At 62.9% G+C, this 13,533-nt stretch carries 11 protein-coding genes; 6 read left to right on the forward strand and 5 right to left on the reverse strand.

Annotated features, from left to right (window positions below; translation table 11 throughout):
- The first annotated feature begins 88 nt into the window (after positions 1–88).
- From HMPREF2565_RS08645 to HMPREF2565_RS08655, 3 genes are read left to right on the forward strand one after another with little or no spacing between them, the layout of a single operon-like run.
- Positions 89–871, forward strand: coding sequence for a phosphoadenylyl-sulfate reductase (locus tag HMPREF2565_RS08645; RefSeq protein WP_070510995.1), 783 nt, complete (start codon positions 89–91; stop codon positions 869–871).
- On the forward strand, positions 871–1,767 hold the full coding sequence (cysD, locus tag HMPREF2565_RS08650) for a sulfate adenylyltransferase subunit CysD (RefSeq protein WP_010188641.1): 897 nt from the start codon (positions 871–873) through the stop codon (positions 1,765–1,767). The genes HMPREF2565_RS08645 and cysD overlap by 1 nt, the downstream gene beginning before the upstream one ends.
- On the forward strand, positions 1,767–3,059 hold the full coding sequence (locus HMPREF2565_RS08655; protein ID WP_071407160.1) for a sulfate adenylyltransferase subunit 1: 1,293 nt from the start codon (positions 1,767–1,769) through the stop codon (positions 3,057–3,059). Before cysD ends, HMPREF2565_RS08655 begins: the two co-directional genes overlap by 1 nt.
- Before the next feature lie 31 nt (positions 3,060–3,090).
- On the opposite strand, the gene HMPREF2565_RS08660 is transcribed toward HMPREF2565_RS08655, so the two are convergent.
- Together HMPREF2565_RS08660 and HMPREF2565_RS08665 are read right to left on the reverse strand one after the other, a co-directional pair.
- Positions 3,091–3,723: an LppP/LprE family lipoprotein gene (locus HMPREF2565_RS08660; RefSeq protein ID WP_070511000.1), complete on the reverse strand. Its 633-nt coding sequence runs from the start codon at positions 3,721–3,723 to the stop codon at positions 3,091–3,093.
- A gap of 59 nt (positions 3,724–3,782) precedes the next feature.
- On the reverse strand, positions 3,783–4,274 hold the full coding sequence (locus HMPREF2565_RS08665; protein ID WP_070511002.1) for an LppP/LprE family lipoprotein: 492 nt from the start codon (positions 4,272–4,274) through the stop codon (positions 3,783–3,785).
- A 111-nt stretch (positions 4,275–4,385) separates the two neighbouring features.
- Here HMPREF2565_RS08665 and HMPREF2565_RS08670 point away from each other — a divergent pair, with 111 nt between their 5' ends.
- The gene (locus HMPREF2565_RS08670; protein WP_070511004.1) at positions 4,386–4,964 is read left to right on the forward strand and encodes a nucleosidase; all 579 of its coding nucleotides are present in this window, start codon (positions 4,386–4,388) and stop codon (positions 4,962–4,964) included.
- Positions 4,965–5,091: 127 nt separating this feature from the next.
- Here the strand turns inward: HMPREF2565_RS08670 and HMPREF2565_RS08675 are convergent, their stop codons facing one another.
- From HMPREF2565_RS08675 to HMPREF2565_RS08685, 3 genes are all read right to left on the reverse strand, one after another.
- Complete coding sequence (locus tag HMPREF2565_RS08675) at positions 5,092–6,405, reverse strand: AI-2E family transporter (RefSeq protein WP_198531360.1); 1,314 nt, start codon at positions 6,403–6,405, stop codon at positions 5,092–5,094.
- A 34-nt stretch (positions 6,406–6,439) separates the two neighbouring features.
- Positions 6,440–9,886, reverse strand: a complete 3,447-nt coding sequence (locus tag HMPREF2565_RS08680; RefSeq protein WP_071407161.1) for a bifunctional proline dehydrogenase/L-glutamate gamma-semialdehyde dehydrogenase — start codon at positions 9,884–9,886, stop codon at positions 6,440–6,442.
- A 410-nt stretch (positions 9,887–10,296) separates the two neighbouring features.
- A complete protein-coding gene (locus HMPREF2565_RS08685; RefSeq protein ID WP_046647137.1) occupies positions 10,297–11,406 on the reverse strand; it encodes an ABC transporter substrate-binding protein in 1,110 nt (369 codons plus the stop codon).
- A 161-nt stretch (positions 11,407–11,567) separates the two neighbouring features.
- Here HMPREF2565_RS08685 and HMPREF2565_RS08690 point away from each other — a divergent pair, with 161 nt between their 5' ends.
- Together HMPREF2565_RS08690 and HMPREF2565_RS08695 are read left to right on the forward strand one after the other, a co-directional pair.
- A complete protein-coding gene (locus tag HMPREF2565_RS08690; RefSeq protein WP_232745446.1) occupies positions 11,568–12,497 on the forward strand; it encodes a FecCD family ABC transporter permease in 930 nt (309 codons plus the stop codon).
- The gene (locus HMPREF2565_RS08695) at positions 12,494–13,501 is read left to right on the forward strand and encodes a FecCD family ABC transporter permease (RefSeq protein ID WP_232745432.1); all 1,008 of its coding nucleotides are present in this window, start codon (positions 12,494–12,496) and stop codon (positions 13,499–13,501) included. The genes HMPREF2565_RS08690 and HMPREF2565_RS08695 overlap by 4 nt, the downstream gene beginning before the upstream one ends.
- The last annotated feature ends 32 nt before the right edge of the window (positions 13,502–13,533 follow it).

A 13,533-nucleotide genomic window follows, 5' to 3' on the forward strand; every position in this document is an offset into this window, starting at 1 on the left:
TTTTATTCTTCCTAGTACCCAAGCTCACAGCCCTCGCACCCCTCTGTGGGGCTGCGCACAAGCCCAGCTGCCTTTAATGTGAGGAGCCATGACCGAATCAACTAACTTGCTGGACCGCGGCGACTACCGCGACCCCAGCATTAGCCCCGAAGGCACCCGCGACACCGCGCCGCTCGAGCCTGCCGTGGCCCAGCGCAACCAGGAACTCGTCGACGAGTGGGCCGATAAGCTCTACGATGCCTCCGCCGAAACGATTACTGAGTGGGCCGCCGAGCACGCGCCGGGCCGGCTTGCCGTCACGATGTCCATGGAAAACACCGTGCTGGCCGAGCTCGCGCACCGCGCCCACTTAGACGCCGACCTGCTCTTTATCGACACCGGCTGGCACTTTCCGGAGACGCTTCAGGTGGCGGGGGACGTCGCCAAGCGCTATGCGGACCTTCCCTTGGTGCGGGTCCTGCCGATTCTGAGCCCCGAGGAGCAGGACAAGATTTACGGCCCGCGCCTGTATGCGCGCGATGTGGCGGCGTATAACCGCATGCGCAAGGTGGAACCGCTCAACATGGCGATGGACCCGTACGTCGGGTGGGTCACCGGCCTGCGCCGCGCCGATTCCGAGCACCGCGCCACCGCGCCGGCGCTGAGCTTGGACCGCACCGGCCGGCTGAAGATTTCCCCGATTATTACCTGGGACCTCGACGACACCGACGCTTATATCAAGGAACACGATCTCATCATCCACCCCCTCACCCTGCAGGGCTACCGCTCCATCGGCTGCGCGCCGTTGACCTTCCCGGTAGGCGAGGGCGAGGATGCGCGCTCCGGGCGCGTTTTCGCTGACGGCAAGACAGAATGCGGGTTGCACGAATAATGACTCTTTCACCACACCTTAAAGACTTAGAGAACGAATCCCTCCACATCCTGCGCGAAGTCGCCGGGCAATTCGACAAGGTAGGCCTGCTCTTTTCCGGCGGCAAGGACTCCGTCGTCGTCTTCGAGCTCGCCCGCCGCGCCTTTGCGCCCGCTACCGTTCCCTTCGAGCTGATCCACGTCGATACCGGCCACAACTTCCCGGAGGTCATCGACTTCCGCGATCAGCTCGTCGCCGAGACTGGCGCGCGCCTGCACGTCGCCCACGTCCAGGATTGGATCGACCGCGGCGACCTCCAGGAGCGCCCCGATGGCACCCGCAACCCGCTGCAGTCCGTGCCGCTGGTGGAGACCATCGCCGAGCGCGGTTACGACGCCGTCCTGGGTGGCGCGCGCCGCGACGAGGAACGCGCCCGCGCCAAGGAGCGCATCTTCTCCATCCGCGATTCCTTCGGCGGCTGGGACCCGCGCCGCCAGCGCCCAGAGCTGTGGGATCTTTACAACGGCGGCAAGATGGCCGGCGAAAACGTCCGCGTCTTCCCCATCTCCAACTGGACCGAGTCCGATATTTGGGAGTACATCGGTGCGCGCAACCTGCAGCTTCCCTCCATCTACTACTCGCACCAGCGCGAGGTATTTAACCGCAACGGCATGTGGCTGACCCCAGGTGAGTGGGGCGGCCCGCGCGAGGATGAGCCGCTGGAGACCCGCACCGTGCGCTACCGCACCGTGGGGGATATGTCCTGCACCGGTGCCGTGGAATCCACCGCCGCCTCGCCCGATGAGGTGCTCGCGGAAATCTCCATTTCCACCCTGTCCGAGCGCGGCGCCACCCGCGCCGATGACAAATTGTCCGAGTCCGCCATGGAGGACCGCAAGAAGGAAGGCTACTTCTGATGACGACTACCCTTGCGCCGAATGTTGGCGCGCTCAAGCAGCGCGATACCCTGCGCCTGTGCACCGCCGGCTCCGTTGATGACGGCAAGTCCACCTTCGTGGGCCGCCTGCTCTACGACACCAAGTCCGTGCTCGCGGACCAGGTGGAATCCATGGAGCGTTCTTCTGCCGACCGCGGCTTCGATGGCATGGACCTGTCGCTGCTTGTCGACGGTCTCCGTGCCGAGCGCGAGCAGGGCATCACCATCGACGTGGCCTACCGTTACTTCGCCACCGACAAGCGCACTTTCATCCTCGCCGATACCCCGGGCCACGTGCAGTACACGCGCAACACGGTCACCGGCATGTCCACGTCCCAGGTGGTGGTGCTGCTTGTCGACGCCCGCAATGGCGTCGTCGAGCAAACCCGCCGCCACCTCAACGTTGCCGCGCTTTTGGGCGTGCGCCACGTGATTCTGGGTGTGAACAAAATCGACCTGGTGGACTACGACGAGGCCACCTTCCGCGCGATTGAGGCGGAGTTCAACGAGGTCGCCGCGCGCCTGGGCATTACGGATTCGGTGGTCATCCCGATTTCTGCGCTCAAGGGCGATAACGTGGTGGAACGCTCCACCAACATGGATTGGTATGAGGGCCCGACGGTCCTCGAAACGCTCGAGACCGTCCCCGTGGCCACCGGCCGCGCCGATGACCTGGACCTGCGTTTCCCCATCCAATACGTCATCCGTGAGCACACCACTGACTACCGCGGCTATGCCGGCCGCGTGAAGGCCGGGCACGTGGCGGTGGGGGATGAGGTGACCCTGCCGGGCGGGCGGACCTCGACGGTCACCGCGATCGATACCACCGATGGCCCGCTTGGATCCGATGAGGCGGCGCGCGCCGGCGATTCCGTGGTTCTGCGGCTGGCCGACGAGATCGACCTGGCCCGCGGTGACCTCATCGCTGGCACTCAGCGCCCGGAGGAGGTGCGCGAGTTCGCCGCCACCGCGGTGGTCTTGACGGAAAAAGAGCTGCGCGCGGGACAGATGGTGAAGCTGCGCTATGGCACCGCGCTGGTCAAGGCCCGCGTGGCCTCGGTCGATCGGGTGCTGGATTTGGATGGCGTGGCCGATGTTGAGGCCCCGGAATCCGCAGCACTCAACGACATTGCTTTCATCACCATCCAAACCCAAGCGGAGCTTCCCGTGGAGAACTACGCCGCCCGCGGCGCGGTGGGCAATTTTCTGCTCATCGATCAGTCGAGCGGCAACACGCTGGCCGCGGGCTTTGTGGGCCAGCGGCTGCGCTAACGGTTGCGTTGCGGCGGCCGAACCGCCGCACTTAGCTTCCCGGCGGGACGTCGCCAGACATGATGACCTTCTGCTGGCCGTCGTCCCAACGGAAGCCCGCATTCGTTTCGCCGGTGTGCCCCGCATTAGATTCGCCCTCGCGCGGCCAGTGGTAGGTCACGGCGATTTCGTTCCCGCTGACCTGCTCTACGGTAGGGAAGAAGCCATAGGGCTCAGCGGTGGCGGTGCCCAAGTACTCGCCCTTGTGGAAGAGCATGATGTGATAGGGCGAGGAGGACGTTCCGCGCTCGATGCTGATGGTCTGCCAGCTCAGCTCCGCGCAGGGATCGAACTGCGAGAAATCCACCAGCGTCCAGTTGTTGTCATTCCACGGTGGAACCGTGCCAATGCCTGATTCATAGGCCGCGTGGGCGTCGATATCCTGGCAGGATTCCGCATCGTCTGTAGGGGACTCGGCGGGCAACGTCGGCGAGGCACCCGCGGCCGGCGACGATGCAGCGGGGCCCTCGGCGCCCTCTGCGTTATCCGGAGTGCTATCCGTTGCGCTGCTCTGCACGGAATTGAACATCGGCGAGTCCGCAGAATCCTGCGCCGCGTTGTCCTGGGAACAGGCGGCCAGCGGGAGGCAGATAAGGGCAGCGCCGATGAAGGCGGACCTAAACATTGATGTTCCTTTCCTAGTGTGTGCGCCTCATATAGGGCGCACGACTAGCTCTATCTTATCTAGCCCATCGGCGGAACATCGCCGCTCATGATGACTTTGTGCTGGGCCTCGTCCCAACGGAAGCCGGCGTGTGTCTCTCCCGTCGGCGCGGCATTGGCATCGCCCTCTTGTAGCCAGTGATAGGTTACGGAAATCTCGTTGCCATTGACCCGCTCCACGCTGGGGAAGAAGCCATAGGGCTCGGCGGTGGCGGTGCCGATGTACTCGCCGTAGTGGAAGAGCATGATGTGGTGCGGCGAGGAGGCCGTTGCACCTTCGATGGAAATGGTCTGCCAGCTCAGCTCCGCGCATGGATCGAAGTGGGAGGAATCAACCAGAGCCCAGTTGTGGCCATTCCACTGCGGGACTTGGGCGATGTTGTCGTTGAAAGCCGCGTGTGCGTTTCCTGCCTCGCAGACTACGGGGCTGGCTTGGGCTTCTTCGGGGCTGCTGCAGGCGATAAGGGGGAAGCACAGCAGTGCGGTTGCGGCGAATACTCGTGGGGTGAACATGGTGTTCTCCTTTCTGAGGTCTCGGTGTGGTTCCAGACCCTACAAGTGGCCGCAACGCTCAGAACAGAGATGTGGAGAGCATTCCTCGGGCCACCGGGTAGTCTCGCAGGCATGGAGAATCTTTCTGGTCGTACCTTGTTCGTCGCCGCCGTGGACGCTGAAGCCGCGCATGTGCCTCAGGGAGCGCCGCTGCTCATCACGGGTATTGGTACGGTGCCCGCCGCCATCGAGCTGACGGCGGTTTTGGCCTCAGCGCAGCAGCTGCCGGAGCGCGTCATCAATATCGGTACCGCGGGCGCGCTTCGCGACGATCTCGCTGGCGTCTTCGAGATCTCGCACGTTCGCAAGCACGACTTCCACTTGGAGGTGCTCAGCGACGTCTCTCGTTATCTCCTCCCCGAGGTCATTGAATTAGAGACCTCCGGAAAGCTGCCCACTGAGACTCTGGCGACGGGCGATTCCTTCATCTCGGACACCCCTACCCGCACGCGCCTTGCCCAAGATTCCGCGCTGTGCGACATGGAGGGCTACGCCATCGCCGCGGTGTGCCGAAAGTTCGGTGTGCCGTGCACGTTGCTCAAGCAGGTATCGGATACCGCGAATGAGGAATCCTACGGCTCGTGGGCTTCGGTGCTCGATCGCGCCGCGGAGGAGCTGGCCGTCGCTTTTGGCACGGTAACCGCGGACTAGGCCCTCGACACGGAAACTGCCCTAGCTGACAGAGTTATGCCCCGCCATTGAAGCGGGAGCACTGGTTTTGGCAGATAGGGCAGTTATACGGCCAGGGAGAGCCATGAAAGCTGCGCTGCAGCTTTGGCTAGCGGGCGCTGCTGGCTTCCAGCTTCTCGTAGAGCTCCATGACGGTGTCGTGGCCCTCTGACGTAGAAATCTTGATGTTCTTGGCTTCGATTTCGCCGGCGCGCAGGCTGGCCATTTCCTGGTGGTAGCGGAAAACCACGGCAATGGTGGCCGCCACCGGGACGGCCAGGAAAGCGCCGATGATGCCCGCCAGGGCGGAACCCACGGTCACGGAGAGCAGCACCATTGCTGCGTGCAGTCCCATGGCCTTGGACTGCAGCATCGGCTGGAGCACGTTGCCCTCCACCTGCTGGACAATGATGATGAGGGCAAGTGCCAAGAGGGCCTTGGTGAGGCCATCTGAAACCAGCGCGATGATGACGGCCAAAGCACCCGCAGTGACCGCACCGATGACTGGGATGAAGCTGGCGAAGAAGGTCACCACGCCGATGACGAGAGCCAGCGGAACCTGGAGGACCCAGAGGCCGAGGCCGATGAGGAGGCCGTCGACAGCCGCGACGGCTGCTTGTGCCTGAATGAAGCCGGACAGCGTATTCCACACGCGAGTCAGCAGCTCAGTGGCGTGCCAGCCCGCGGAGTAGCCGGAGTAGGTGCGCAGCCACGGCAGGAACTTATCGCCGTCCTTGAGGATGAAGAAGGCGACGAAGAGCATGATGGCGAGCGCCATGGCGATGGAGCTGGCCATCGATACACCGGAAATCACCCCGGTGGCGATGTTGGAAGCTTGGCCCTTGAGGAAAGCCATGGCGTCATCCAACACTTCCTGGACCTTCGCTGCATCAATCTCAATGGGCAGGTCCTTGGCCATATCGACGAGCTTGTTCAAGCCGCCCTCAGCTTGGCTGACCAGGGACGCACCCTGAGAGGAGACCACTGGGGCCATTGCTGCGAACACGCCGCCGATGATGGCCAAAAAGCCCAGCAGCGTGGTGATGGCGGCCAGCGCGCGGGGGAACTTGTGCGCGCGCAACCAGTTGGTCACGGGGAAGAGCACCGTGCACACCAGGATGGCCAGGATGACCGGCAGCAGGCCTACCCAGATGAACTTCAGCAGGTAGCCGGCTAGGCCGACGCCCGCCACCACGATGATGAAGATCAAGCACACCTTGGCCAGGGAGATGGCGTCGCGCCCGAGGACGCGGGACTTGTCATCGGTCTTTGACACCGGGAGGGCGGCTTCTTCGCTGATGGGCTTCGCAGCAGCGGACTGTTCTGCGGCTTCAGAAGCCGCAGTGGACGCCGCCGCGTCAGAGGCCGTGGAGGGCTGGGGGTCGGTGCCCGGGCGGGCACCGTCACCATTGTTGTTTCTCATGCGCTCCATCTTCTCATATGAGCGCAGAAACGAGCTATGCGCGGATGCTGCTTACCTGGCGGATGATGCCAAAGCGGTGCATCGTCACCGAGACCGCCTGCTCGAGGAGGAAGGGCAGAAGCTCGCGGCGGCCATCGGCCAACACCGGCTGGTCCAAGACCACGGAGTTGGATTCCACCGCTGCCTCAAAGAGGCCCGGCTCCACGGAACCAACGACGCGCACGCGGCCCGACTCCAGGCGAGCGACCTCACGGGCGAAGGTTTCTGCTTCCACGGCGTCGACCTTAAAGCCCAGTCCACGCAGCTCCGCAGCCTTCTCCGGGGCGGCGCTGAAGCGCACCGGGGAGTCGGTGCGGGTGGCGGCGAGGGCGAGGCGGGAGACGTCGCGAAGCGCGGCGTCCGAGGCGATGCGCACCTGCAGCGGGGTCAGCACCGGGCGGTAGCGGAAGACGTTGGCCTCGCAGACCAGGCCGGAGCGGTCGTGCTTGCGGCCGAACTCCTGCTGCCAGGCCAGTTCGTCGAGCTCTGCTGCGCGCCACAGCCAGGCGGTGTCCTCCTCCGAGAGATCGAGGTCACCGAAGGCACGCAGCTGGGCCGCCACCGGCTGCGAGATATCCACGTCGAAGGGGCGCAGCGGGCCCTCGGACCAGGTGCCGAACTGCGCGACATAGTTCGGGCCGCCGGCCTTGGCACCCGGGCCCATGACGGATTGCTTCCAGCCGCCGAAGGACTGGCGTTGCACAATCGCGCCGGTAATACCGCGGTTGACGTAGGCGTTGCCCACCTCCACGCGCTCGAGCCAGTAATCGATCTCATCGTTATCCAGCGTGTGGATGCCGCCGGTGAGGCCGTAGCCGGTGGAGTTCTGCCACTCGATGGCCTCCTCCAGGGTCTCCGCGTGCATGATGCCAAGCACCGGGCCGAAGCACTCGTTGACGTGGAACCAGGAGCCGGGGCGCACGTTATCGCGAATACCCGGCGACCACAGGGTGCCTTCCTCGTTGAGCTTCTTCGGCTTCACCAGCCACTTTTCACCCGGCTCCAGCTGGGTCAGGCCGCGCAGCAGCTTCTCGCCCGGGGCTTCGGCCAGGCCGTTCATCGTCGTCGTGATGTCGTAGCCGGGGCCGGTGATGAGGGTCTCGACGGCGTCGACAAGCTGGGAGCGCAGGCGCTGCGACTCGCCGGCCGCGCCCACAAAGATAACCAGGGAGGACGCCGAGCACTTCTGGCCGGAGTGGCCGAAGGCGGAGAGGTACAGGTCCTGAATGGCCAGGTCCGGGTCCGCGGACGGGGTGATGATGAGCGCGTTCTTGCCGGAGGTCTCCGCCATGATGTTGAGCTCCGGCTTCCAGGAGCGGAAGAGCTTGCCGGTATCGGAAGCGCCTGTGAGGATGACGGCGTCGACGTCGCCGTGGGAGACCAGAGCGCGGCCGGCATCACCCTCGTCGGTGAAGACGAGCTGGACCAGATCCGGGTCGAGGCCTTGTGCCTCGAGGCCGGCGCGGAAGGCGTCCACGACGAGCTTCGCACAGTGCACGACCTGCGGCGCAGGCTTAATGATGACGGCGGAACCCGCAGCCAGGGCGGCCGCGATGCCGCCGGTGGGGATGGCCACCGGGAAGTTCCACGGCGGGGTCACCACGGTCACGCGGTAGGGCGTGAACTCGGCGGCGTAGTTCTCCAGCAGGCGCGCGGACTGCGCGTAGTAGGTGCAGAAGTCGATGGCCTCGGAGATTTCCGGGTCGGTCTGCGTGACAGTCTTATTGGCCTCGTAGGCGGCCACGGAGATGAACTCGCCGCGGCGGTTGGCCAGCACATCGGCCACGGCCTCGAGCGCGCGGGCGCGGTCCTCGGCAGGACGGGAGCCCCACTCGGCGCCGAGCTCAGCGGCGCGGGCCACGTGCTTGTCGACGACCCCCGTATCCGTCACCTCGTCCACCCCGTGCTCGCCCGGGTCGCTGGCCAGCGCCTTAAGCGCCCACTCGCGGTTAGCCTCCAGGGCTGGGTCGGTGTCCGGCTCGTTGGCGAAGCGCCCGGTGCGCGGTGCCTGGCGGCCGGCTGCCTGCTCGGCCTCCTCCAGGCGGTTTTGGGTGCGGCGCGGGCCGGCGAAGGTATCCCAGCGCTGCGCGACGGCCTCGCGGAAGACCTCCTCCTGGTCCTTCAGCGCCTGCTCCTCCGGGGCGAAGAGGGCGTAGAGGAAGTTCTGCGGAGCGGAGTTCTCCTCCAAGCGGCGCACCAGGTAGGAGACGGCGACGTCGAAGTCCTCCATGTGCACCACCGGGGTGTAGAGGATCTGGCGGCCCTCGAAGGCCTCGCGGACCGCGGTCTGCTGGGCCGGGGACATGCCTTGGAGCATCTCGGAATCCATCATGCGCATCACGCCGCGCTTGGTGCCCAGCTTGTAGGCAAACGCCGCGGTGTAGAGGTTGTGGGTGGCCACGCCGATGCGCACGCAATCGGCGAACTCGGGGCGCAGGATGTAGTCGAGCAGGCGGTAGTAGTTGGCGTCCACCTCATCCTTGGTGGCATAGGGCGCTGCCGGCCAGCCGTGGATCTCGCCCTGGACGTGCTCCATGGAAAGGTTTGCGCCCTTGACGATGCGAATCTTGATGTGGGAGCCGCCCTCGGCCACGCGCTGCTTAGCGAACTCGGCGAGGTGCGTCAGAGCGTCGAAGGTATCCGGCAGGTAGGCCTGCAGCACGATGCCGGCCTCGAGGTTGATGAACTCCGGCTCGCTGAGCAGCTCGGTGAACAGGCGCACGGTGAGGTGGAGGTCGTGGTATTCCTCCATATCCAGGTTGATGAAGACCTTGTCCGGGCGGCGCGCGGCGGCCTCGTACAGCGGGCGCAGGCGCTCCTTGAGGCGGACCAAGGAACCCTCGATATCCCAGGGGTTGAGCTGGGCCACCATGGAGGAAGCCTTGACGGACACGTAGGTCACGCGCGGGTTCTTGATGAGCTTGAGGGTGCGCTCAGCGCGGGAGCGCGCTTCCGCATCACCCAGCACGGCCTCGCCGAGGAGGTTGAGGTTGAGTTGCTCGCCGGACTCGGCGGCCTTGTCCAGGGTCTTGTTCAGGGCATCGCTCTCAGCGTCGAGGACCAGGTGGCCGACCATCTGGCGCATGCGCATGCGGGCCAGCGGCATGACCAGGTTGGGCAGGATCGGGCCGAAGAAGCCACCCAGGCCCACCAGCGATCCGTTGATGAGGCCGAGGAAGGAAGCATCGTAGGTGGTGGTGACGGACTTCAGTGCGTGGGCGGCTACCTTGTCATCTTCGGGGCGCATGACGCGGTCGACGAAGTCCATGGTGAAGGCCACTCCGTCCGGGTTGCGCAATAAGTCAGCGAGCTGTTCTGTGGCCGGATCCTGTTCGTCGGCAGTGGAGGCGAGCCAGGAGTGGGCTTGGGCCGCGGCGGCGTCGATCAGCGCGGCGTCGATGTCGGTGGATTCGGGCACGGGGGTATGAGCATCGTTAGTCATGGATTACAACCTTTATGGGTCTCAAGGCACACTGGTACAGCCTTATGGAATGCGGAAAGAACACAAACTATCGAGTCCAGCAGTTGCTCAAGCTCTGTGCGGCGCTGATTAGCCTGTCCAGTTTGTGTGATAAGAGGGCTTACTTAACGTTGGCGTGCACAACTGGAGGCCGGTCGGAAGAACGACGCTGTCTAATGAAGTAAGCATTCATATGTGACCACCCTTCTTGCGTGGGGAAACGGCCAAGCGGTGGCTTGGCCGGGCCAGCGAAAAATAGGCGCCTTTAACATGGTCCGCCACACAGTGGGTGCAGACATGTAACCCATCTCGCTTATATGAAAGCTAGCCCCTTATGTTGGGGTGAGTCAATCCCACAGGTGTTGTTTTGAGGGGAGGTTGCTACCCCCGTGTTAGTGACTGAGATACTCCGTGAGATCTGTCGCGATCTTCTGTGCGCCCATTGGACCTAGGCCGAGTGCCCACGTATCGTCGCTGACCTCGATAGCATGGCCGTCTTTAACCGCTGGAAGCTGCTGGAACGCCGCAGTGGAAATGGCGGTGTCTTGGCCGGTGGCGGAGGGATCTCCGTAGCTGCAGTAGAAGATGTAGTCGGCGTCCGCTTGGTCAATGTTCTCCGGTGAGATTTCTGCAGCGAGCTCTTCGATGTCCTGGTTGGCGGGGCGGGCGAGGCCGGCGTCATCAAGCACCGTTCCAATGAGTGAAAGGCGCCCGTAGAGGCGTACTTTGCCCGGCATGAAGCGCAGAATGGTGACGGTGGTGTCTTCGCTAGCTGGCCCGTCCTTAATGACCTTCTTTACTTCTTCGATCTTCTTGTCGTAGTCGGCCATGACTTGTTCGGTGCGCTCTTCCTCGCCGAGGGCTTCACCGATCAGGTGGAAGTTTTCTTTCCAAGTGTACCCAGGGCGAATCGAGAAAACGGTAGGCGCGATGGAGCTGAATTGGTCATAATACTTATCCATGCGCAGCTGCGAGCCGATGATGAGGTCCGGTTGTAGTGAGGCGATCTTTTCCATATTGACTTCGTTGATCGTGCCTACCGTTTCGATGTCACTTGCTTTGTCGGCCATGTAATCGGGGACGGGGTTCTGACCCTTAGACGTGGTCATGCCGACTGGCTTCATGCCAAGGGCAAGGACGGAGTCGAGCTCGCCGCTTTCGAGAACGACTACTCGTTGAGGCTTCTCTTTGAGCTCGGTCGTACCACGGGCATGTGTGACGGTGCGGGGGAACTGGCCGGGAGCTGCATCGCTGCCAAAGGATTGGGTCTTCTCTCTGGCTCCAGCAAAGCCCTCGCCACCAGTTGCCACGGAGTCATTTCCTGCGGCGGAGTTGGATTTTCCTGTTTCCTTCTCTGCTGGAGAGGATGAGCTGGACCCGCCGGTGTTTGAATCGGCGTTTTCGAGGCTGGCGCAACCGGTGAGAGCTAGCGCTGCGGTAAGGCCAACAGCGGTAAGGCGGAGGAGTGGGATGTGAGACGCGATTTTCTTTCGAGTAGTCATAAAAGGTAGCCTAACCTAAATTAGGTCAAGCTAAGGAAACGTGAGCGTATGAAGGTGTTTGGGTGGTGTTGGTGATTGAGCAGGGGGTGCACACCGGAAAGGGAAATACTCGGCGTCTTGGTCGGGTAGTAGTTGCTGGCCTTGCCATTCTCTGTATCGGCGTGGGGCTGTCGCTGGCGTTGGGGGCGCGCAGCATTCCTTTCAGTGACGTGTTGGCCGCCCTTCGAGGTCAGCCTGGTATAGCTTCCTCGATCGTGTGGGAGAGGCGGCTTCCCCGTACTCTCGTGGCCGTTTGTGCGGGCTGTGCTTTGGCTCTCGCTGGTGCAGTTCTGCAGATTATGACGCGCAACCCTTTGGCAGATACCGGAGTTTTCGGGATTAACGTAGGCGCCAGCTTGGCCGCGGCCATTGCTCTGGGCTGGTGGGGGTGGCAATCACCTTTTGCTTTTTCGCTCGCAGCCATCATCGGTGCGGCAGTGACCATGCTGCTGGTCACCGCGGTAGGGCGTGGCAGAGCTGGCGATGTTGATCCGCTGAGACTGATTCTTGCAGGTGTAGCCATCGGGGCGGTATGTGAAGGGCTTTCCTCCGCTCTCATCCTGGTAGATCCGCACTCTTTTGCACGTATCCGCGCGTGGGTGACGGGCTCTGTTGACGTGGCCTCGTGGACACCGGTGGCGATTACAGCCGGCGGGTTAGCAGTTGGTGTGGTGCTGCTGATTGCCTTTGCGCGCCATTTGCCGCCCCTTGCTCTGGGGGATGACGTTGCGGCGGGTCTCGGTATCAACCTCAAACTGACTCGTTTGGGACTTGTCGCGGCGGTAACAGTGTTGGCTGCTACCGCTACCGCAGCGGCGGGGGTGATTGTATTTGTCGGATTAGTCATCCCGCATGTTGTCAGGCTGTGCGGGATATATGAAGAACGGGCACAGCTTGTCGCCGCTGCCGTGGTGGGGCCTTTGTTTTTGTTGGGAGCCGATATTGTGGGGCGCTACCTCACTGCTGCTGAGTTGCCGGCTGGCGTCACGGTGTCGCTCATTGGTGCCCCAGTATTGATTGCGCTGTCCCATCGCGCTGGAAGGAGGCTGTGATTGTGAGCGTGAGAAGTGTTTTGTCCTTTACGGGCATTGTGATCGTCGCGCTGGCTATTGCTGCCTATTCGCTCTTCTCGCCTGGTGCCGGGCAAGAAAGCGCAGCGTTGTGGTCCGTGGCTACGAATCCCAATAGCACTGACTTTGCGGCCACCGTCGTGTGGCAATGGCGTGCTCCGCGGGTGGTTGCTGCGATTGTCGTAGGAATGTGTTTGGGCATAGCGGGCGCCATCTTTCAGATCCTTACTCACAATCCTCTGGGGTCGCCCGACATCATCGGGTTTAATACCGGTGCCTATACCGGTGTCATCGCGGTTTCCTTGGCGGGCTTTAGCTCCGCGTTCAACATTGCGCTAGGCGCATTGGTGGGTGGGGCTCTCACTGCGTTACTCATCATGGGGCTTTCATTTGCAGGAAGGCTTACGGGAGCAAGACTGATTGTGGTGGGGATTGGAGTGACGTTCTTTCTTTCAGCAATAAACAAGTGGTTGATTCTTAGCGGTGAGTTGGAGCAATCCTTAGGCGCGGCGACTTGGGCTGCTGGAACATTGAATGCTGTGTCCTGGGCACGAGTTATTCCATTGGGGGTGCTGGGAGGCGCGGCGTGCGTCGCTGGGTTGCTGCTGCGTGGCTGGTGCGACGCGCTTGCCCTGGGGGATAGCGCGGCGAGTGCGTTGGGGTTGAACGTGAGTCGTGCACGTGTGGTGATGGTTCTGGTTGGCACAGTTCTTGTCGCTGTATCGACGGCGATAGCGGGTCCAATCTCATTTATCGCCCTCGCGGCCCCGCATATGGCTCGGTTGCTCTCGCGTCCAGACAGGACACCGGTGTTGCTCTCTGGAGTCCTCGGTGCTCTTTTCTTGCTCGCTGCCGACTTAGCAGGGCAGCGACTGTTTTTCCCAATTACTCTGCCTGCCGGTCTTATTACGGTGTGCGCCGGTGGCATCTATCTGGCGGGTCTGCTGCTGTGGCAATCCCGAGCTGCCGGAATGAAAGGTCAGTAAAGTGAACCAGCAAAAAGTATGTGACGGTGCGC

The sequence above is a fragment of the Corynebacterium sp. HMSC072A04 genome (assembly GCF_001809235.1).
In the GTDB taxonomy this organism is placed as follows: domain Bacteria; phylum Actinomycetota; class Actinomycetes; order Mycobacteriales; family Mycobacteriaceae; genus Corynebacterium; species Corynebacterium hiratae.